This window comes from Nitratireductor alexandrii (assembly GCF_004000215.1).
In the GTDB taxonomy this organism is placed as follows: domain Bacteria; phylum Pseudomonadota; class Alphaproteobacteria; order Rhizobiales; family Rhizobiaceae; genus Mangrovimarina; species Mangrovimarina alexandrii.
In genome coordinates, this window is the sequence record NZ_RBVY01000002.1 from 193,597 (window position 1) to 212,818 (window position 19,222).

The following is a 19,222-nucleotide window of genomic DNA, read 5'->3' on the forward strand; positions in this document are numbered from 1 at the left end:
GCGCGTGGGGTCAGGGCGCATAGCACCAATATGACAGTCGACACGGCTCCGGCCGAAAACGCCGCCGCGCGCGGTTTTGCCTTTGCCTTCAGCGCCTATTTCCTGTGGGGGCTTCTGCCGCTCTACCTCAAGCTGGTGGGCCATGTTCCGGCTGTCGAGGTGCTCGCCCACCGTGTCCTCTGGTCGGTGCCGCTCGCCGGCATGGTGCTGATCCTGCTCGGCCGAACCGCCGATGTGAAGGCCGCCCTGCGCTCGCCGCGCACGCTCGCCATGGCCACGCTCACCGCCGCCCTGATCTCGGTCAATTGGGGCGTCTATGTCTGGGCGATCGCGGCCGAACGCACGGTCGAGGCCTCGCTCGGCTACTACATCAATCCGCTGGTCAGCGTGCTGATGGGAGCGGTGTTCTTGAAGGAGCGGCTGTCGCGCCTGCAGATGGTCGCCATCGCGCTCGCCGCGGCCGCCGTCGCGTTGTTGACGGTCAGAGCCGGCGGCCTGCCGTGGGTATCGCTGGTGTTGGCCTTCTCCTTCGCCGTCTACGGCTTTTTCCGCAAGACGCTGCCCATCGGGCCGAGCCAGGGTTTTTTCCTCGAAGTGATGGTGCTGTGTCTGCCCGCGCTCGCCTATATCGCCTGGCTGGCCATGCGCGGCGAGGGGCATTTCGTGCTGACGGCGCCGGCCGACATGCTGTTGCTCGTCGGCTGCGGGGTGGTCACGGCCGGGCCGCTGATGCTGTACGGTTTCGGTGCCAAACTGTTGCGGCTGTCGACCATCGGCATCATGCAATATATCGCCCCGAGCATGATCTTCCTGCTCGCCGTGTTCGTGTTTGGCGAACCCTTCGGCGAAACCCGTCTGCTGGCCTTCGGCCTGATCTGGATCGCGCTGGCGCTCTACAGCTGGTCGATGTACCGCGATCGCGGCACGCCGGCATAGGGAACGCGCCCGGCTTGACGCCGCCTCCGGCTACAAGCCTTCCCGGACGGGGCTGAAACGCTAGAGTCGGTTGATCACCTGGCGGTCGCCGCGCGCGTCCTGGCCTGCCGACGTTTCGGCGACCAGTGTCGGGACGATGTCGTCGACCCGGTCGATAACCAGCGGCCGCACGCGGTCGCCCGTATGGACGAAACCTTCGGCGCGCATATGGTCGAGCAGCGCCAGCATCGGATCCCAGAAGCCGTCCAGATTGGCAAACACGATCGGTTTGGAATGGCGCCCGAGCTGGGCCCAGGTCATGATCTCGACGATTTCCTCCAGCGTGCCGATGCCGCCGGGCAGCGCCACGAAAGCGTCGGATTTTTCGAACATGATATGCTTGCGCTGGTGCATGTCCTCGGTGGTGACGAGTTCGTCGAGCTGGGCAAGGGCGTCTTCGGTGGCCTCCTTGTTCATCAGGAAGCGCGGGATGATGCCGGTCACCTTGCCGCCGGCGCCCATCGCGCCGGACGCGACCGCGCCCATCACGCCCTTGGCGCCGCCGCCATAGACGAGGCGCAGGCCGGCCGCGCCGATCGCTCCGCCGAGCGCCGCCCCGGCCTCGACATAGCGGGCGGAGCTGCCTGCAGATGAACCACAATAAACGCAGATCGAATGAATGCTTTTCATGGTCGCGATTGGTGATCCCCCGGGCTTCGCGGGTCAAGTGCCGCATGCCGTTTTTCTTGTCGCACCGCGGAAAACAGGATAAATCGTCCCTAATCGGCAAAGGACCGCACTCAAGATGGTGATTTCGCCGCTCAAGGCGCTTCTGTTTCTGACCGGTGTCTCCGCCGCTGCCGTGTCGACCGCCTATATTAGCGGCGCGTTCGACGGTTTCTTGAAGGAGCCGCCGGCTATGGTCGCGGCCCTGCCGGATGATGGCGCGGCTGCAAAGGCCGACCGCACCGCAAACCGGAATGGGCCCGCCAAGGATGCGCCCTCGGCCGGTCTGGTCGTTGAGGGTGAGGCGCAAACTCCTGAAAACAAAGATATTTTGCCGCCGAGTTTCGATCTGGTTCGTGTCGAGCCGGACGGGTCCGTCGTTTTTGCCGGCAAGGCCGCGCCGGAGGCTTCGGTCGAGATCATCGCCGGATCGCGGGTGATCGCCAAGGCGACCGCGAGCCTGGAGGGCGACTTCGCCGTCATCCTCGACGATCCGCTCGAGCCGGGGAACTACCAGATCGTGCTGCGCTCCACGACACCCGACAATGTCGTCGCCACCTCCGTCGAAACCGCGGTGGTCGCGATTCCGGAGACCGAATCAGGGCAGGTTCTGGCGCTGGTGGAGGAGCCGGGCAAGCCGAGCAAGCTGATCACCGTGCCCGAGGGTACGGCGACCGAGGACGCAACGGAAGGGGGGAAGGCGACCGATCTCGTCGCGCCCGACCCCCCTGTTCAGGACCCGACGCGGGCGGAGGAGGAAATCGCGTCCGAGCAGCCGGCGCCGGAGGTGCGGACCGACGCGCCGGCCGACGCGGATGCCCAAAATGAGCGTGCGGCGACGCAGGCGGACGAGACGCCGGCCGAAAACGATGGTACCGAGCCCGCCGATCCGCCGGCCACCGCCGACAGGCCTGATGCCGCGGCGGAGGAGCCGGTCGCGGTGGCGGCAGCCGATCGCGCGTCCGAGATGGCCGAGGACGTTGAAGCCGCGGACCCCGCCGAGGCGGCGGTGGCACTGCCAGCCGACGAGAAGCCCGCGCCCGCCGAAAAAACCGCCGACAAGGCTGCGCCGCAGGTGCGGGTCGAGGCCGTCGAGATCGAGGGGCGTCAGGTCTTCGTGGCCGGCACGGGCGCGCCCGGTCTGATCGTCAGGGTCTATGCCAACGCCATCCTGCTCGGCGAGACGGAAGTGTCGGCCTCCGGCCGTTTCCTGATCGAGACCGAGCGCGATCTGCCGGTCGGCGACTATATCGTGCGCGCCGATCTGCTCGATGATGGGGGCCGCAAGGTCGTGGCCCGCGCCGCCGTGCCGTTCCAGCGCGAACCGGGCGAGGCCGTGGCCGCCGTGGCGCCTTTGCCGTCCGAGGCCGAGAACCCCGCCGAGACGGCACGTGCCGAAGAGGCGCCCGTCGTCGACGAGCCTGACGATGCGCCGGCGCAGCGGCCGCAGGCGACGGCCGAAACCGTGGCGCCCGCAGCCAACGGCGAAACCGCGGCGGACCAGGACGGCGACGCCGGCGAGGCAGTCGTTGCGGCGCACACCGAACCGGCAGCGCCCGCGGTCGAGGAGGTGCTGGCGCCGAAGCTGCAATCGGTACAGAGTGCGGTGATTATCCGCCGCGGCGACACGCTTTGGCGGATATCGCGGCGGGTCTATGGTCGCGGCGTGCGTTATTCCACGATCTATCTCGCCAATGAGGACCAGATCGAAGATCCCGACCGTATCTGGCCGGGGCAGGTGTTCCGCGTTCCGGATACGTCGGATGACGGTGAAGAAGCCGACATGCAGGCGCTCGAGGACCAGATGACCACGATCGAGGCTAGCGGCGGAGCGACGACCGCCGTCGAATAGCGACGCGGTCGGTCAGAACCTTGCGCCGGATGAATTCATCGTTTATCGTCGATATACGATGAATAATCTCGACATTCCCGGCGCCCCGGCCCGCGTGCAGCGCGATCTGCCTGAACTCGCCGCCGGCTTCGCGGCGCTGGCGCACCCGGCGCGGCTGCGCATTCTGTGTCATCTGGCCTGTCGGGAAGCCTGCTGTTGCCGCGAGATCGTCGATGCGTTCGATCTGGCGCAGTCGACCGTCTCGCAGCATCTCAAAGTGCTGGTCGATGCCGGTCTGGTGCGGTACGTCCCGGAAAACCGTCGCTCGCGCTACATGGTCGATCGGGACGCGCTGGCGCGCCTCGAGGGGCGGATGTCGACCTTTCTGTCCTCGTGCTGTGCCTGAACCCGGCGCGGTCGCAATTCCATCCAGGGAGCCTTGATTGGCCGACAAAACCGTTTCCGCCGATTCCGGCGCCACGCTGAAGACCCTGCGCAATCTGTGGCCCTACATGTGGCCGGCCGACCGCGCCGACCTGAAAATGCGTGTGGTGTGGGCGAGCTTTTTCCTGGTCGCGGCCAAGCTCGTGCTGCTGATGGTGCCGTTCTTCTTCAAATGGGCCACCGACGCGCTCGCCGGCGACGGGGGCGAGCCTTCTTATCTGCCGGCGTTTCTGCTCGCGCCGGTGATGCTGGTCGTCGCCTACAATGTCGTGCGGCTGGTGCAATGGGGCTTCAACCAGCTCCGCGACGCCCTGTTTGCCAGGGTCGGTCAGCATGCCGTGCGCCAGCTCGCCTACAAGACCTTCGTGCATCTGCACGCCTTGTCGCTGCGTTTTCATCTGGAGCGCCGCACCGGCGGCCTGTCGCGCGTTATCGAGCGTGGCGTCAAGGGCATCGAGACGATCGTGCGCTTCACCATCCTGAACACGGTGCCGACGATCCTGGAATTCGCTCTGGTGGCGGTGGTGTTTGCCTTCGTCTACGGCCTTGCCTATGTCGCCGTCATCGCCGCCACCGTGTGGGCCTATACCTGGTTCACGGTGCGCGCCAGCGACTGGCGGATCGCCATCCGCAAGGAGATGAACGACTCCGACACCGACGCCAACACCAAGGCGGTCGATTCGCTGCTGAATTTCGAGACCGTCAAATATTTCAACAACGAGGCCATGGAGGCGCGCCGTTTCGATCGCTCGATGGCGCGCTACGAAAGTGCGGCCACCAAGACCTGGACCTCGCTCGGCTGGCTGAATTTCGGCCAAGGTGCCATTTTCGGCGTCGGCATGACCGTCATCATGGTGATGTCGGCGCGCGAAGTGATCGCCGGCACGCACACGATCGGCGATTTCGTGTTCGTCAACGCCATGCTGATGCAGCTTTCCGTGCCGCTCAATTTCATCGGTTTCATCTATCGCGAGATCCGCCAGGGGCTGACCGACATCGAGCAGATGTTCGACTTGCTCGACGTGCCGCAGGAAATCAGTGACCGGCCCGGCGCGCACGACCTCGCTGCAGGGCAGGGCGCGATCCGCTTCGAGGACGTGCGGTTTTCCTACGACGCAAGCCGGCCGATCCTCAAGGGCATCAGTTTCGAGGTGCCGCCGGGCAAGACGGTGGCCATCGTCGGCCCGTCGGGTGCGGGAAAGTCGACTATCTCGCGGCTCCTGTTCCGCTTCTACGACATCCAGGAGGGCCGCATCACCGTCGATGGCCAGGATGTGCGCGACGTTACCCAAAAGAGCCTCAGGGCCGCGATCGGCATGGTGCCGCAGGACACGGTGCTGTTCAACGACACCATCGCCTATAATATTCGCTACGGCCGCATCGATGCCACCGACGAGGAAGTGCGCAAGGCGGCCGAACTGGCGCAAATTTCCGGTTTCATCGAGCAATTGCCGGGTGGCTACAAGGCCATGGTCGGCGAGCGCGGCCTAAAACTGTCCGGCGGCGAAAAACAGCGCGTCGCCATTGCCCGCACGATTTTGAAGGCACCGCCGATCCTGATCCTCGACGAAGCGACGTCGGCGCTCGACACCCATACCGAGCAGGAAATCCAGGCGGCGCTCGATCTGGTCAGCCAGGGTCGTACCACATTGGTGATCGCCCATCGCCTGTCGACAGTGATCGGCGCCGACGAGATTATCGTCCTCAAGGACGGCCTGATCGCTGAGCGCGGCACCCACCGCGCCCTGCTTGATGCCGGCGGGCTCTACGCGGCGATGTGGGACCGCCAGCGCGAAGCGACGGAGGCCGAGGAGCGTTTGCGCCGCGCCCGCGAGACCGACGAGATGGGTGTCGTGGTGCGCCGCCGCACGCCGGAAATCGATCCCGTCCGCGATTGACGCGTCTCACGCGCCGCGTTGCGGGCGACGGGTGTTTCGGTTAAGCCTCCGGCTCTGACGAAACCGGAGCCAGTCGACGGCGATGAGCCTGCAGCAATCGATCCGCAACGCATTCGTGCCCGTGCATCGCGAGGGCTGGCCGTTCATCGGCGCCTTCGCCGGCGCGGCGATCGTTCTCGGCGTGTTTTCCACCAGCCTGTTCTGGATCGGCGCCATTCTGACGGCCTGGTGCGCCTATTTCTTCCGCGATCCCGAGCGCGTCACCCCGGTCGACGACCGTCTGGCCATCAGCCCGGCCGACGGTATTGTTTCGGCCGTCGGGCCGGCCGTTCCGCCGCGCGAGCTTGGCCTGGGCGCCGGCGAGATGCTGCGCATCTCCGTATTCATGAACGTTTTTTCCTGCCACGTGAACCGGGCGCCGGTACGCGGGCGGCTGTCGCGCATCGAGCACCGGGCCGGCAAGTTCCTGAATGCCGAGCTCGACAAGGCGAGCCAGGAAAACGAGCGCAACGGGCTCGTCATCGAAAGCCCCCACGGCAGCGTGGCCACTGTGCAGATCGCCGGCCTGATCGCGCGCCGTATCGTTTGCTGGGTCGAGGAGGGCACCGACACCGCAGTCGGTGAACGCATCGGCCTGATTCGCTTCGGCTCCAGGGTCGACGTATTCCTGCCGGAGGGCGCGGTGGCGCGCGTGGCGATCGGCCAGACGGCGATCGCCGGCGAGACGGTCATCGCCGAATTCGGGGCGCCGCGCGTCGCGCCGCTGGTCAGGGTGTCCTGACCGGTGCCGTTTACCGGCAAATCGCACGATGGGAGCGGGCACAAGACGCCCGATCCGCGCGGGCCGGGCATCCGCGAGATCCCGTTGCGCATGGTGGTGCCCAATCTGGTTACCGTGCTTGCGATTTGCGCCGGTCTGACCGGAATCCGCCTTGCCTTTGAACAGCGCATCGAACTGGCAGTGGCGATGGTGCTTCTGGCCGCTTTCCTCGACGGCGTCGACGGCCGCGTGGCGCGTGCCCTCAAGGCGACCTCGAAATTCGGCGCGGAAATGGATTCGCTTGCCGACATCGTCAATTTCGGCGTCGCGCCCGCCTTGGTGCTCTATGCATTCCTGTTGGACGGCGCCGGCGCGCCGGGTTGGATCGCAGCGCTCCTGTTTGCGATCGCCTGCGGCCTCAGGCTGGCGCGCTTCAATGTCATGGACCACGATCCCAACCGCGCCTCGGGCTGGCGGGCCGGCTATTTCGTCGGTGTGCCCGCGCCGGCGGGCGCCATGCTGGTGCTCCTGCCGGCCTATCTCAGCTTTCTCGGTGTCGAGCACGGCGCCGTCTTTGCCGGTCTTTCCAGCGTCTTCACGCTGCTGGTCGCCTGTCTTCTGGTCAGCCGCGTGCCGGTCTGGTCGGGCAAGAATGTCGGCCGCGTCCGCGGTGACGTGGTCATGCCGCTGATCCTGGCGATCGTGTCCTACGTGCTGCTTTTGATCAATTATCCCTGGCATACGATGAGCGTGACCGCCATCGCCTATCTCGCCTTCATTCCGCTGAGCTGGCACTTCTACCGGCGCCGCGAAGCGCGCGAGCGGGCCACGGAACCCGCCTGACACGGACGCACTTTGCCGCGTCGCACCGTTTTCTCCCCGCAAGCAACAAGGAGTTTTGCAATGTCCATTCGTCGTCTCGAGCCCGGCAAGCGCATGAGCCAGGCCGTCATCCACGGTAACACCGTCTATCTGGCCGGCCAGGTCGGAACCCCGGGCAAGAGCGTCGCCGACCAGACCAGGGATGCGCTCGCCGCCGTCGAGCGTCATCTGGCCGCGGCCGGATCCGACAAGTCGAAGATCCTCCAGGCGACGATCTGGATGTCCGACATGCGCGATTTCGCCGCCATGAACGAGGTCTGGGATGCCTGGGTCGATCCCGAGAACCCGCCGGCGCGCGCCACCGGAGAGGCACGGCTTGCGACCGCGCAGCACCTGGTCGAGGTGATCGTCATCGCCGCGCTCTGAACCGGGCCATCGGCCTGGCGTTCAGCCAATACCAGCAAGGGCGGCCCAGCGGCCGCCCTTCGACGTTTCAGGCCGCGCGATATTGCGGCGTCGAGGCCAGATAGCGCGCATAGGCGTCGGCGTTCGGCGGGGCCAGGTTTTCGGCCACCGGATTGCGCTTCTTCTTGCGCGCGCCCATGTCCGCCAGCAATTCGTCGAAATGCTTGAAGTGATAGGGGGCCACGCACAGGCCGCCATAGACACCGGCCGCCGGCCGTTCCGTGCGCTTCCATTGAAGCATCATGTCGATATTGCGGTTCATCTCCTCGGCGCTCGGCTGATGGGCGAGCATGCCGTCGGCATAGCGCACCAGCCAGTTGGCGGCGAGTTCGGCGCAAAGCACTGTACAGAAGGAGGAGTTGAACCCGACAAACCCCATATCCGGCAGATCCGGATTGGCGATGATGCGATAGAGCCGGTACTGGCCGTCGGGCTCGACCAGCTTCTTGCGGTATTCCTCCGGCAGGAAGGGCACGCCGAGCTTCCAGCCGACGGCGAGGATCGCCATGTCGGCGGCCACCCGCTCGCCCCCGGTCAAAACCACCGTGCCGGGTTCGTAACGGTCGAACGTGCCCTGCACGGCGCGGATACGGCCGTCGGCGACCATATCGAAAAAGCCGGGCGTGACGATCGGCACCGAGCAGTTGATGCCGCGTTCGATCGGCTCCTTGGGTCTCAGCCCGGTTTTCTTGAGCTTGAGCTGGATCGACAGGAGGCTTTCCAGTGCCCGCCAGTTGGCCCACACGAACGGTTTGGCGAGCGCGTGATTGAGCCTGGCCATCGTCGACTGGCCCCAGCCGGGAAACATTTTTTCCTGCGCCCGGATGTAGAGAATGCGCTTGAAGTTGATCAGCCCGCCGATGAAGTAGGGCACGCGCCACACCGTCTCCAGATAGACGATCGTGACCGCTTCCGCGCCCGACTTGACTGCGTTGACGGCGATGTCGGTGGCCGATTTGGAAAAGCCGAGCACCACCACCTTCTTGCCCTTGAGCATGGCCGGATCGGTATAGTCTGACGAGTGCATCACCTGCCCGCCGGCTTCCACGAACGCGTCCTGGCCGGGGTGGGTCAGAATGTTTTTTTCCGAAAACTGGCCCGTACAGACGGCGACGAAGTCGAACGTCTCCGTTCCGGCCGTGCCGTCGGCGCCTTCCAGAGCCAGCGTCCAGCCCTTGCGGCCGTCGGCGCGTCGCTCCATGGCTGCAACACGCGTTTCGTAGCGGATCAGCGGTGTCAGACCGTTCTCGTGGGCGTAGTCGGTCAGATAGGCGTGGACCTGGGGTCCCTTCGGCCATTCCGGATAATGGTCCGGCATCGGCTTGCCCGTATAGCGGTAAAGATCCTTCGGGCTTTGTGTCTGGACGTCTGGGTAGGAACGCGACGGCTCCCACACCCCGCCCAGCGCGTGGCTGCGCTCGATGACGGTGACGGCATGCCCGCGCTCCTTGAACGCCTTGGCCGCGGCCAAGCCGCTGACGCCCGCGCCGATAACGGCGACTTTCTTCTTCTCGACCATGGTGGTTCCCCGGTTTTGGGCGGCCGTTTGCTCACGGCTCCGCCGGCGGCGCGCCATGCACGCCGCGGGCGACCGTTTCCGGCGGCCGCCGCCTTTGCTGCCCGTAAGGTTCAGTCGTTGGCTTCGGGAGGAAGGAAGTCGACCGCGTGTTCGGCGGAGATTTTCACGACTTCGTCCGGGTCGCTCAGGTCGTGCAGCCGGTTGAACAGCGCTTCGAGTTCGCCGGCCGGCGACACCCAGAACAGCGCCCGCGCGGGCTTGTCCGACTTGTTGAAATAGCCGTGCGGAATGCCGCGCGGCATGCGCACCAGATCGCCAGCCTTGGCCTTGGACCATTCGCCGTCGAGTTTCAGGTCGAGTTCGCCTTCCTGGACCAGAATGAACTCGTCCTGGGTCGGATGGATGTGGACCGGCACGAACTGGCCCGGATCGCTGTTGGTTTCGAAGGCGAATGTGGACGCGCACGACGCTTTCGGAAAATAGACCTGGCCGAGAATGTTCCAGGTGGTGCCGTTGAAGCCGGTGCCGTTGCGCGTGATGCCCTTGTCGAGGTCGTCAGCCATATCGTTCTCCCATTGTGTGCGAGAAGGCGCCTTCAGCCGGACGCCTGTGTTCTCGTTGTCAGATTAGGCACGACCGGCGTACGATTTCTGTCCGGATTGCGAGCCGACTATCCAAAAAACGAAAAAAACGCTCCGCTGCGGCCGAATGAAGCGACGAAAACTTGGATGGTGGCCCAACGATGCTACACTGTTCGGATGAGGGCTGAAGAAGGTTCCCGCCACGCGCCTCCTCTTTCCGGTCACGTCCTGTTCGAGACGGTCGACCTGGACTGCGCGCGCGAACGGGTCGCGCGCATTTTCTGCAATCATCGCCTGGAGATCGTCGGCGACGGCGCCGCCTTTCACGCCACCCAGCACCATGCGCCCGGCAGCATGATCTCCCTTAATTACATCAGCTACGGCGCCGACGTGATGATCGATCCCGGCGCGCTGGACAGTTTTTACCTGATCCAGATGCCGATCGCCGGCGCGGCGACCATCTGCAACGGGCGCAAGCAGTTCCTGACCGGGCTGGAGACGGCCTCGATCCTCAATGCCGATCTCGAGACGCGCATGCATTGGTGGCGCGGCTGCGGACAATTGCTGGTCCAGATTCGCAAGGCGCCGTTCATGGCTTTCGCCGAACGCCTGTGCGACCGTGCGCTGCCCGGACCGATCATCTTCGATCCGCAGATCGATTTCTCCCGTCCCGAAATGCGCGAATGGCGCCGGCTCGCCGAGCGGCTTTTCCAGGCCGCCGAATGCGGCCCAGGCTGGGCGACCGGCCTCCAGGCCGCCTACAACGAGCAGCGCTTGCTGGAGGCGTTCCTGCGCGGCCAGCCGAGCAACATGTCGATCTTTCTCGAACACGGACCGGAAGGCGCTACACCGCGCCATCTGCGCCGGGCCGAGGAATTCCTGCGCGCCAATTGCCATCGCCCCATCACCCTCCTCGACGTCGCCGAGGCGGCCGAGGTGACGCCGCGTACGCTGCAGCTCGCCTTCAAGACGCGCCACGGCCTGTCGCCCATGCACGCCCTGCAGCGCGAGCGCCTGCGGCGGGTGCGTTTCGATCTGCAGCAAGGCGGCGATGGCGTATCGGTCACCGACATCGCGCTGAAATGGGGATTTTCCCATCTCGGCCGGTTTTCCGCCGCCTATCGCCGCGAATTCGGCGAATTACCGCGCGAAACCACGCGGCGGACTGCGGCTTCTTCATAAAAATAGATGGTTTTGGCTCGAAAATGGATGTTTTTTGCTCGGTCGCGGCCGGTATCTGTGACCGTCGGACGACACGGGAAAATATTCGCCGGGTGATCTCGCCGACACGTTTGCGGTTTCGCGCCTGATCGTCTACCGGGCCTTCGGTGGTCGGCCGGAGAACCCGGCGTGGCGGCCATGCGATGCCATCGTCTTTGTTCAATTCCGTCAGTGCAGCATGAACAATCGTTACGCAAGACTCGCGTCCTGGGTCTACAATCTCGACAAGCCGGTCGGCCGTTCGTTCGGCGACGTGGAGTACTACCGGCAGCGCCTTGAGCCGTGCCGGGGACCCGTTCTCGAGCCCGCGGTGGGGAACGGCCGCGTTTTCGTTCCGCTCCTGGAAGCCGGGTTTGCGATGGAGGGCTTCGATGCGTCGGACGAGATGCTGGCCTATTGCCGCGATGAATGCCGAAGGCGCAACCTGTCCGCCCGGCTGACCAGGCAGACTTTTGCGGATTTTCATTACGAGAGCGCGTTTTCGGCGATCATCGTCCCCGCCGGGTCGTTTCAACTGGTCACGGACGCGGCGTCCGCGAAAACCGTGCTACGGCGGTTTTTCGACTATCTGGTGCCGGGCGGAAAATTGCTGCTGGATCTCGACCCGGTCAGTGCTTTTCTGGAACCGGCCGGCTCGGTTCGAAGCTGGACGACGCCGGATGGCGATCTGCTGACGCTTACCGAACAACGGGTCGAAACGGACTGTGTCGCGCAGACCACTCTCGCCCATCTGCGCTACGATCATTGGCGCGACGGCCGTCTGCTGGCGAGCGAACTCGATTTGTTCAAGCTGCGGTGGTGGGGTGTCGGGGAATTCTCCCTGTTTTTGCGGGATGCCGGTTTCGTCGACGTGGTGGCGTCGGGCAATTACCAGCACGGGCGACAACCGCGCAAAGGCGACGACAGCATCAGCTTCGAAGCTTACCGGCCCGCCTAGTCGCGCCGATGTGTCGAAGCCGCTTCGGCCATCCGGATCGGCCAGACCGAACATTTTTTTGACGGCACCGTGAACCTTTCTCCGCGTCGTGACGACCAATCGATATTGGCAACGCACAAAACGGAGGGACGACATGTCTGCCAAACTCTTCAAACTGACCCATCTCTTGACCGCGACCGCGATCCTGGCCGGCTCGCTGGCTGCGACCGACATCGCGTCCGCCCGCGACGGTGGTGGCCCCGATCGCAGCTATTCGAGCACGATCGAGATCGGCGACAAGCCCGCCGCGGCGCCGCAGAAAAAGGAAACCAAAAAGCCGTCGAAGCCGAAGAAAAAGCGCAATGGCTTTGATGATGCCGCCAAAATCATCCAGATGGGCGGCGCGCCGCGCCGGGTCGGGCTGAGCGTGATCGGCGGCGTGGTCGGCGATTTCTCCTGCACCGTCGTGTGGTGCATTTTCGACAAGGGGTTTGGCATGGATACGCGCTACACCCCCGGCGATGTGACGCGCCAGGTGCTCGGCGGCAAGCCGGCCAAACGCGCCCGCCGCGTCAAGCAGGAGGTCGAGCACGACAAGGCGAATTGCCGGCAATGCCAGCGCGAGGCCGAAGGCGAGCGCCGTCTGGCTGCCTGGCGGGCCAAGCAGAAGGCCAAGCGCGACGCGGCGATGAAATATTGGCGCGAAAAGGCGCAGAAGCGCGAGGAACTGCACCGTCGCTATGGCTCGAACGGCTACACGCGGTTCGGCGGGGACTACCAGATGCAGCTCGGCCGCTGATTTGAAGACAGCGCCGCGACGAGGCCCCGGACGGCGCATCCGGGGCCTTTTTATGCTCTGCTATGTGCAAGGCCCGAAAACGGTCAGTCGGTCGCGAAGCAGTAAAACAGGCCGTCGCCGCCCGTACTCCGCAATGCCTCCTGGCTGCAGCCGCGCGAGGGATGCGATGAATTCCAAGATTTCGACGGCGCGTCGTCGCGCAAACCCATGCGGTCGTGATGGCCGACGATCGCCTGGCCGTCGCCGCTGGCCGTCCAGTTCGCGCAGGTCGCGGCCGCCGCCGTACCGTCGGGGTTGGAGCCGGTCAGGATGTCGTGCCGATTGGGCTGGTCGCCGCGGCCGTTTATCGCGGCGCCGTTTTCGTCGAGCCCGGTCTGCTTATTGATCGCGTTGGCGTCGCTATGCAGCGCGGCCACGTCGTCGGCGATCTTGTCGCCCTTGGCGTTGTACCAAGGGCCGGTGCCGATGCGATCGCGCGCGTTTTCGGCGTCGGTCGACAGATAGGCGCGCCAGGTCTTGCCGGTTGCGCCCGCCGCCGCGGCCAGGCTGGCGCAATGCGCGTCCGCGCCGGCGAGCCCGCCGAGATCCGCGCCGTTGCCGGGGCCGGCGCTGGTGATGAAGAAACTCATCGCGTTGTCCTGCGCCTGCGCGCCGGCCAGGGTGGCGAATGTCGAGATGGCGACTGTCAAAACCAGGCGTTTCATGGCGTTCCTCCGCACACGGTGTTGCGCCCCCGGATCAGTGTCCGGCGGCTTCCCGTGCAGCGCCAGTCACGTTCGCGTGTAGGAGAGCCTGCCTATTGCGGTTTCTGCCAGGCGGTGAAACGGCCGAGTTCGACATCCCAGATCTTTCCGGTCTCGGTGATGTCGAGGCCGGCCAGCGGCACGATTTGCGCAGCCACCTCGGCCGGATGCGGCAGGGTGTCGGGATCCTCGCCCGGCATTGCCTGTGCCCGCATGGCGGTGCGCGCCACGCCGGGATTGACGATATTGACCCTGAGCGGCGTGTTTTTGGTTTCGTCGGCCCAGGAACGCGCCAGCGCCTCGACGGCGGCCTTCGAGGCCGCGTAGGGGCCCCAATAGGCGCGCGCCGAATGCGCGGCCCCCGACGACAGCACGATCGCCCGTCCGGCGTCGGCGGCGCGCAGCAGCGGGTCGAGCGAGCGGATCAGCCGCCATGTCGCGGTCACGTTGAGCGTCATCACCTTCTCGAACACCTTGGCCTCGACATGGCCAATCGGCGCAACGACGCCAAGCACGCCGGCATTGGCGACCAGAATGTCGAGCTTGCCCCAGCGTTTGTGGATCGCACCGCCGAGCCGGTCGATACCGGCCATGTCGGCCAGGTCGAGCGGCACCAGCGTTGCCTCGCCCTTGCCGGTACGAGCATGCTCGGCCTTGATCTCGTCGTCGAGCTCCTCGAGGCCGCCGACGGTGCGCGCGACCGCGATCACGTGCGCGCCGGCCGCCGCCATCTGCTTGGCGATATGATAGCCAATGCCGCGCGAGGCGCCGGTGACGAGCGCCAGGCGCCCGGTAAGGTCAGGGGAGGAGGTCACGTCGGGGCTGCTTCTCTTAGAATTGCGCGCGCGAGGCGAGGATGGAAAGCTGGCGCACATTGTCGGCGCCCTCGTGGTCGAGCAGCCGGGTCGGGTAGTCGCGCGTGAAGCAGGCGTCGCAGAATTGCGGGGCCTCGCTGTCGCGCGCGGCCTCGCCGACCGCTCGGTAGAGCCCGTCGATCGACAGGAAACCCAGCGAATCGACCCGGATGAAATCGCGCATTTCCTCGATCGACATGCGCGAGGCGAGCAGCTTCGCCGTCTCCGGTGTGTCGACGCCGTAAAAACACGAGGCGCGCGTCGGCGGCGAGGCGATGCGCATATGCACTTCCTTGGCGCCGGCGTCGCGCACCATCTGCACGATCTTCTGCGAGGTGGTGCCGCGCACGATCGAATCGTCGACCAGCACCACCCGCTTGCCCTCGATCGTGCGCCGGTTGGCATTGTGTTTCAGCTTCACGCCCATGTGGCGGATCGAATCCCCCGGCTGGATGAAGGTTCGACCGACATAGTGGTTGCGGATGATGCCGAGCTCGAAGGGCAGGGTGGCCGCCTGGGCAAAGCCGATCGCCGCCGGCGTGCCCGAATCCGGCACCGGCACCACCAGATCCGCTTCGACCGGGCATTCGCGCGCCAGTTCCATGCCGATATTCTTGCGCACGTCGTAGACGTTGCGGCCCTCGACCGAGGAGTCCGGCCGCGCGAAATAGACATATTCGAAGATGCAGAAGCGCGGCCGCACCTCGCCGAACGGAAAATGGCTTTCCACGCCCTTTTTGGTGATCACCACCATCTCGCCCGGCTTGATGTCGCGCACGAAACGCGCCCCGATAATGTCGAGGGCGCAGGTCTCCGATGCGAGAATCCATGCCCCGTCGAGATCGCCCAGCACCAGCGGCCGGATGCCAAGCGGGTCGCGGCAGCCGATCATCTTCTTCGACGACAGCGCCACCAGCGAGAACGCGCCCTCGAGCTGGCGCACGGCTTCGGTGAACCGGGCGTTGAAATCCTTCTCCTGGCTGGTCGCGACCAGATGAAGCAGGGTCTCGGTATCCGAGGTCGACGAGAAAATCGCGCCCTGTTTCTGCAGGTTGCGCTGCACGGTCATGGCGTTGGTGATGTTGCCGTTATGGGCCACGGCAAAGCCGCCATCGGCCAGTTCGGCAAACAGCGGCTGGATGTTGCGGATGCCCGAGCCGCCGGTGGTGGCGTAACGCGTATGGCCGATCGCGCGGTTGCCTTTCAGGCTGTCGATCACCGCCTGCTTGGTAAAGGTGTCGCCGATCAGTCCGACATGGCGCTCGACGTGGAACTGGCTGCCGTCGAAGGAGACGATGCCGGCCGCCTCCTGGCCTCGGTGCTGAAGCGCGTGCAGGCCGAGCGTGACGATCGCCGCCGCGTCCTGGCGCCCGAATATGCCGAACACGCCGCATTCGTCGTGGAAATGATCGTCCGCTTCCGCGGCCGCGCTCCGCTCGCGCTCATCCCCGCCAACGGGCCTCGCAAGCATGTCCGTCATGACAGCCGCCTTTCACTTGACCGATACGCGGTGCCGTCCGCGTTGCCGCCGGCTCGACTGTGGCCGGATGTTCAGCCGTCGTCGCTGCTGGTGATCTTCTTCAGGATCGAGTTTTCCGGATCGTCCGGAAGCAGCGTCTGCAGCCTTTCGCCGATTCCTTCAAGCAACGGCAGCGACTTGGCTTGCGCCACCCAGGTCGGTCGGTTTTCGCCGACCAGCCAGTTGAAGAACAACAAGGCGACCGCGATCACCAGAATGCCGCGTGCGGCGCCGTAGACGAAACCGAGCGTGCGGTCGAGGGCGCCGACGCGACTGTCTATGATGAAGTCGGCGATCTTCATCGTGATGACCGACACGACGATAAGCGCGACGAAAAACACGATCGCCGCCGCCGCCGCAAGAGCGATCTGCGCATTGTCGATATAGGGCGTCACGTAAGGCAGCACCAAGGGATAGAAGAAATAGGCCGCCGCCGCGGCCGCCGCCCAGGACGCGATCGACAGGATTTCGCGCGAAAAGCCGCGCACCATGGCCAGCACGGCCGACACGAGTGTGAAACCGATTAGGATTCCGTCAAGCAGCGTGATCGGCATCAGAGTTCCACTCCCAGTGACCCACGGGCGTCCGTTTGAAGCAAGGTGTCAATCCTCGTCGCGTCCTCGTTTCGAGCCCGCGATCCGGGCCACCAGATCGGCAAGCGCGCCGGGCTGGAAGGATCGCGCCGCGATGCCCCCGGCGATATCTCCGCTGCCGGCCGGCATGACCGCTTGGGCAAAGCCGAGCTTCTCGGCCTCCTTCAGCCGCTGCTGCGCATGCGCGACAGGTCTGACGGCGCCCGAAAGGCTGATTTCGCCGAAATAGACACAATCCGCGGGAAGGGCAAGCCCGACCAGCGAGGAAACCAGCGCCGCGGCGACCGCGAGATCGGCGGCCGGCTCGGAAATGCGATAGCCGCCGGCGACGTTGAGATAGACGTCATTGGTGGAAAACCGCACGCCGCAATGGGCCTCCAGCACCGCGAGCACCATGGAAAGCCGCGGAGAATCCCAGCCGACCACGGCGCGGCGCGGCGTGCCGAGCGGCGAGGGAGCCACCAGCGCCTGGATTTCCACCAGTACCGGCCGGGTGCCTTCCATGCCGGCAAACACCGCCGCGCCCGGCGCCTGGGCCGTGCGCTCGCCCAAAAACAGTTCGGACGGGTTGGAGACCTCGCGCAGGCCCCGGTCCGACATTTCGAACACGCCGATCTCGTCGGTCGGGCCGAAGCGGTTCTTAACCGTTCTGAGGATGCGATAGTGGTGCCCGCCTTCGCCCTCGAAATAGAGCACCCCGTCGACCATATGCTCGACGACGCGCGGACCCGCGATCTGGCCATCCTTGGTGACGTGGCCGACAAGCACCACGGCCGCGCCGGTCGATTTGGCGTAACGGATCAGCGCCTGGGCGGAGGCGCGCACCTGGGTGACGGTGCCCGGCGCGGAATCGGCCATGTCGGTCCACAGCGTCTGGATCGAATCGATGATCAGAAGGTCCGGCCGTCTGCCCTCTGCGATGGTGGCCAGAATATCCTCGACATTCGTTTCCGCCGCCAGTTCGACCGGCGCATCGGCGGCCTGCAGGCGCTGGGCCCGCAGCCTGATCTGGGCCACGGCTTCCTCGCCCGAGACATAGACCACGCGGTGGCCCTGGCGTGCCAGCGCGCCGGCGGCCTGGGTGAGCAGGGTCGATTTGCCGATGCCGGGGTCGCCGCCGATCAGCAGCGCCGAGCCGCGCACGAAACCGCCGCCGGTGGCCCGGTCGAGCTCGTCGATGCCCGAAGCGATGCGCGGCGCGTCCTCGATCTCGCCCGAAAGTGTCGTCAACGCCACCGCACGGCCGGGGCGCGCCTTGCGCGTTGCGGCCGGCCCTGAGCCGATGCCGCCCGAGGTCCCTTCCTCGACCAGCGTGTTCCACTCGCCGCAGGCGTCGCATTTGCCGGCCCAGCGCGAATGCACGCTGCCGCAATTCTGGCAGATGAACTGGATGCGCGCGCGCGCCATCAGTTCCCGTCTCCGTTCGTGCTGCTTTCAGCCGCCGGCCCGATATAGGTGCGGTGGTGGCGCCGGCCGAGCCCGGTTAACAATTCGTAGGAGATCGTCCCGGCCGCCGTCGCGGCTTCCTCGATATCGACATTCGGGCCGAAGAACTCGATCCGGTCGCCGACCGTGAGCGCCCCGTCCTCCACGTCGGTGATGTCGAACATGGTCATGTCCATGGTGACGCGGCCGAGCACGGGCACGCGCCGCCCGCCCGCGAAACCGTGTCCGCCGCCGGTGACCTCGCGCAGCGGCACGCCCGCGCCCGACAGCGCGCGCGGCAGGCCGTCGGCATAGCCGGCCGCGCAGATCGCAACACGGCTGTCGCGCTGCACCACCGCCGCGGCGCCGTAGCTCACCGCCTCGCCGGCGCGCGCCTGGCGGATTTGCACGATCCGCGCCTCCACGCGCACGACCGGTTCCAGGCCCGTTCCCGACAATCCGCCGTAGAGCGCGATGCCGGGCCTGATCAGGTCGAAATGATAGGCGCTGCCAAGCCCGATCCCGGCCGAATTGGCCAGGCTCGCCTCGACGCCGCCAAAGAACCGACGAGCCGCCGTGAACGCGTCGAGTTGGCGTCGGTTGAGCGGATGGTCAGGCTGGTCCGCAGCGGCGAGATGGCTCATCACCAGCACGGGATTGAGGGCGCCGGTCAGCGCATTTTCCTCTGCCAGCGTCTTGGCCTGCTCGAGCGTCAGCCCGAGCCGGTTCATACCGGTGTCGACATGGATCGCGCACGGATGGGCAACGCCATCGGTGTTGCAGAACCCTTCCCAGATCGCCGTTTCGCGGCGCGAATTGAGCACCGGGATCAGCTTCGCTTCGGCATAGGCCTGGGCCGCCTCGCGGCCGAACAGCCCGCCGAGGACGAAGATCCGGGCCTGCGGGGCCGCCCGGCGCACCGCGCGGCCTTCATCCGGCCAGGCGACGAAAAACGTGTCGCAGCCGGCTGCGGCAAGCGCGGGGACGGCCTGGGCGATTCCGATCCCATAGGCGTCGGCCTTGACCACGCCGGCCGTGCGCGCCGTCGGGGCCTGGGCCGCCAGGGCGCGGTAATTGTGCTGCAGCGCGCGCAAATCGATGGTGGCGAACGCGCCGGCGAGCCGGGCGTCGGTCCCGGTTTCGTGAATGCTGATCGTGTCTGACACTTTTTAACTCGAATTAACTCGAAAC

At 65.7% G+C, this 19,222-nt stretch carries 18 protein-coding genes and 1 pseudogene; 10 read left to right on the forward strand and 9 right to left on the reverse strand.

Going from position 1 to position 19,222, the window contains the following annotated elements:
• Positions 1-30 precede the first annotated feature (30 nt).
• Complete coding sequence (gene rarD / locus EP380_RS04615; RefSeq protein WP_106572397.1) at positions 31-936, forward strand: EamA family transporter RarD; 906 nt, start codon at positions 31-33, stop codon at positions 934-936.
• A gap of 60 nt (positions 937-996) precedes the next feature.
• Here rarD and EP380_RS04620 read toward each other — a convergent pair whose 3' ends face one another.
• Positions 997-1,605: an LOG family protein gene (locus tag EP380_RS04620; protein WP_106572396.1), complete on the reverse strand. Its 609-nt coding sequence runs from the start codon at positions 1,603-1,605 to the stop codon at positions 997-999.
• A gap of 115 nt (positions 1,606-1,720) precedes the next feature.
• Between EP380_RS04620 and EP380_RS04625 the strand changes: the two genes are divergently transcribed.
• From EP380_RS04625 to EP380_RS04650, 6 genes and pseudogenes are all read left to right on the forward strand, one after another.
• The gene (locus EP380_RS04625) at positions 1,721-3,493 is read left to right on the forward strand and encodes a LysM peptidoglycan-binding domain-containing protein (protein ID WP_127597048.1); all 1,773 of its coding nucleotides are present in this window, start codon (positions 1,721-1,723) and stop codon (positions 3,491-3,493) included.
• Positions 3,494-3,551: 58 nt separating this feature from the next.
• Entirely contained in the window at positions 3,552-3,878 is a 327-nt protein-coding gene (locus tag EP380_RS04630) for an ArsR/SmtB family transcription factor (RefSeq protein ID WP_106572394.1), read from the forward strand.
• 37 nt (positions 3,879-3,915) lie between these two features.
• Entirely contained in the window at positions 3,916-5,814 is a 1,899-nt protein-coding gene (locus EP380_RS04635; RefSeq protein ID WP_238719730.1) for an ABCB family ABC transporter ATP-binding protein/permease, read from the forward strand.
• Positions 5,815-5,893: 79 nt separating this feature from the next.
• Positions 5,894-6,595 (forward strand): annotated as a pseudogene (locus tag EP380_RS04640) (phosphatidylserine decarboxylase); the annotation flags it as partial.
• 3 nt (positions 6,596-6,598) lie between these two features.
• Complete coding sequence (gene pssA, locus EP380_RS04645; RefSeq protein WP_238719731.1) at positions 6,599-7,417, forward strand: CDP-diacylglycerol--serine O-phosphatidyltransferase; 819 nt, start codon at positions 6,599-6,601, stop codon at positions 7,415-7,417.
• Positions 7,418-7,477: 60 nt separating this feature from the next.
• A complete protein-coding gene (locus tag EP380_RS04650; protein WP_106572392.1) occupies positions 7,478-7,822 on the forward strand; it encodes a RidA family protein in 345 nt (114 codons plus the stop codon).
• Between the two features lie 67 nt (positions 7,823-7,889).
• On the opposite strand, the gene EP380_RS04655 is transcribed toward EP380_RS04650, so the two are convergent.
• Together EP380_RS04655 and EP380_RS04660 are read right to left on the reverse strand one after the other, a co-directional pair.
• Positions 7,890-9,494: a flavin-containing monooxygenase gene (locus EP380_RS04655; protein ID WP_338036295.1), complete on the reverse strand. Its 1,605-nt coding sequence runs from the start codon at positions 9,492-9,494 to the stop codon at positions 7,890-7,892.
• The gene (locus EP380_RS04660) at positions 9,491-9,943 is read right to left on the reverse strand and encodes a cupin domain-containing protein (RefSeq protein ID WP_106572390.1); all 453 of its coding nucleotides are present in this window, start codon (positions 9,941-9,943) and stop codon (positions 9,491-9,493) included. Before EP380_RS04660 ends, EP380_RS04655 begins: the two co-directional genes overlap by 4 nt.
• A gap of 195 nt (positions 9,944-10,138) precedes the next feature.
• Here EP380_RS04660 and EP380_RS04665 point away from each other — a divergent pair, with 195 nt between their 5' ends.
• From EP380_RS04665 to EP380_RS04675, 3 genes are all read left to right on the forward strand, one after another.
• Positions 10,139-11,143 (forward strand): AraC family transcriptional regulator, encoded by a 1,005-nt coding sequence (locus tag EP380_RS04665; protein ID WP_127597053.1) that lies wholly within the window; start codon positions 10,139-10,141, stop codon positions 11,141-11,143.
• 217 nt (positions 11,144-11,360) lie between these two features.
• Positions 11,361-12,119, forward strand: coding sequence for a class I SAM-dependent methyltransferase (locus EP380_RS04670; RefSeq protein WP_127597055.1), 759 nt, complete (start codon positions 11,361-11,363; stop codon positions 12,117-12,119).
• A 133-nt stretch (positions 12,120-12,252) separates the two neighbouring features.
• Complete coding sequence (locus EP380_RS04675) at positions 12,253-12,897, forward strand: hypothetical protein (RefSeq protein ID WP_127597057.1); 645 nt, start codon at positions 12,253-12,255, stop codon at positions 12,895-12,897.
• Between the two features lie 83 nt (positions 12,898-12,980).
• On the opposite strand, the gene EP380_RS04680 is transcribed toward EP380_RS04675, so the two are convergent.
• From EP380_RS04680 to alr, 6 genes are all read right to left on the reverse strand, one after another.
• Positions 12,981-13,601 (reverse strand): hypothetical protein, encoded by a 621-nt coding sequence (locus tag EP380_RS04680; RefSeq protein ID WP_127597059.1) that lies wholly within the window; start codon positions 13,599-13,601, stop codon positions 12,981-12,983.
• Between the two features lie 92 nt (positions 13,602-13,693).
• On the reverse strand, positions 13,694-14,455 hold the full coding sequence (locus EP380_RS04685; protein ID WP_238719732.1) for an SDR family NAD(P)-dependent oxidoreductase: 762 nt from the start codon (positions 14,453-14,455) through the stop codon (positions 13,694-13,696).
• A 16-nt stretch (positions 14,456-14,471) separates the two neighbouring features.
• Entirely contained in the window at positions 14,472-15,974 is a 1,503-nt protein-coding gene (gene purF, locus EP380_RS04690) for an amidophosphoribosyltransferase (RefSeq protein WP_238719733.1), read from the reverse strand.
• A gap of 71 nt (positions 15,975-16,045) precedes the next feature.
• Positions 16,046-16,567 (reverse strand): CvpA family protein, encoded by a 522-nt coding sequence (locus EP380_RS04695; RefSeq protein ID WP_106572384.1) that lies wholly within the window; start codon positions 16,565-16,567, stop codon positions 16,046-16,048.
• A gap of 48 nt (positions 16,568-16,615) precedes the next feature.
• Positions 16,616-18,013, reverse strand: a complete 1,398-nt coding sequence (gene radA / locus EP380_RS04700) for a DNA repair protein RadA (protein ID WP_106572383.1) — start codon at positions 18,011-18,013, stop codon at positions 16,616-16,618.
• A complete protein-coding gene (gene alr / locus EP380_RS04705) occupies positions 18,013-19,197 on the reverse strand; it encodes an alanine racemase (protein WP_238719734.1) in 1,185 nt (394 codons plus the stop codon). Before alr ends, radA begins: the two co-directional genes overlap by 1 nt.
• Positions 19,198-19,222 lie beyond the last annotated feature (25 nt).

Coding starts and splice junctions, on each gene's coding strand:
- rarD (WP_106572397.1), top strand. CDS start 31: ATGACAGTCGACACGGCTCCGGCCGAAAACGCCGCCGCGCGCGGTTTT.
- EP380_RS04620 (WP_106572396.1), bottom strand. CDS start 1,605: ATGAAAAGCATTCATTCGATCTGCGTTTATTGTGGTTCATCTGCAGGC.
- EP380_RS04625 (WP_127597048.1), top strand. CDS start 1,721: ATGGTGATTTCGCCGCTCAAGGCGCTTCTGTTTCTGACCGGTGTCTCC.
- EP380_RS04630 (WP_106572394.1), top strand. CDS start 3,552: ATGAATAATCTCGACATTCCCGGCGCCCCGGCCCGCGTGCAGCGCGAT.
- EP380_RS04650 (WP_106572392.1), top strand. CDS start 7,478: ATGTCCATTCGTCGTCTCGAGCCCGGCAAGCGCATGAGCCAGGCCGTC.
- EP380_RS04660 (WP_106572390.1), bottom strand. CDS start 9,943: ATGGCTGACGACCTCGACAAGGGCATCACGCGCAACGGCACCGGCTTC.
- EP380_RS04665 (WP_127597053.1), top strand. CDS start 10,139: ATGAGGGCTGAAGAAGGTTCCCGCCACGCGCCTCCTCTTTCCGGTCAC.
- EP380_RS04670 (WP_127597055.1), top strand. CDS start 11,361: ATGAACAATCGTTACGCAAGACTCGCGTCCTGGGTCTACAATCTCGAC.
- EP380_RS04675 (WP_127597057.1), top strand. CDS start 12,253: ATGTCTGCCAAACTCTTCAAACTGACCCATCTCTTGACCGCGACCGCG.
- EP380_RS04680 (WP_127597059.1), bottom strand. CDS start 13,601: ATGAAACGCCTGGTTTTGACAGTCGCCATCTCGACATTCGCCACCCTG.
- purF (WP_238719733.1), bottom strand. CDS start 15,974: ATGACGGACATGCTTGCGAGGCCCGTTGGCGGGGATGAGCGCGAGCGG.
- EP380_RS04695 (WP_106572384.1), bottom strand. CDS start 16,567: ATGCCGATCACGCTGCTTGACGGAATCCTAATCGGTTTCACACTCGTG.
- radA (WP_106572383.1), bottom strand. CDS start 18,013: ATGGCGCGCGCGCGCATCCAGTTCATCTGCCAGAATTGCGGCAGCGTG.